The sequence below is a fragment of the Streptomyces sp. BE303 genome (assembly GCF_036290945.1).
In the GTDB taxonomy this organism is placed as follows: Bacteria; Actinomycetota; Actinomycetes; order Streptomycetales; family Streptomycetaceae; genus Kitasatospora.
In genome coordinates, this window is record NZ_JAQYWZ010000105.1 from 1 (window position 1) to 344 (window position 344).

The 344-nt window shown below is 77.0% G+C and carries 1 protein-coding gene; it reads right to left on the reverse strand.

Going from position 1 to position 344, the window contains the following annotated elements; all coding sequences use genetic code 11:
* Positions 1–344, reverse strand: a 344-nt coding sequence (locus PUR56_RS00390; protein ID WP_329947359.1) for an acyl carrier protein, incomplete at both ends; no start/stop codon positions are given.

The following is a 344-nucleotide window of genomic DNA, read 5'->3' on the forward strand; positions in this document are numbered from 1 at the left end:
CCTCGGGGACGCCCCGGTCACGGCCCCCCGCCCGCGCCGCGCAGAACGGCCGGGCGCGCGGGCCGGTGAACGCGGGCACGACGCCCGCCGTCCGCATGTCTGCGCCGGTCCCCCGCTCCTCGCCGGCCCCGCCCGCGCGCTGCAAACGGAGACGCAGCACGACTGCCTTCAGCGAGTCGTTGCCCAGCCCCTGGAACGCCCGCGAGGTCTCGTCCGCCCCGGTCGAGGCATGACCGAGGGCAGCGGCGTCGTGCGTGCGTACGACGTCCGCGACGCTCCGCTGCCGGTCGGCGTCCTCCACGACCGCCAACCGCTTGTCGAACGCGGACGACTGGGAGCCACCC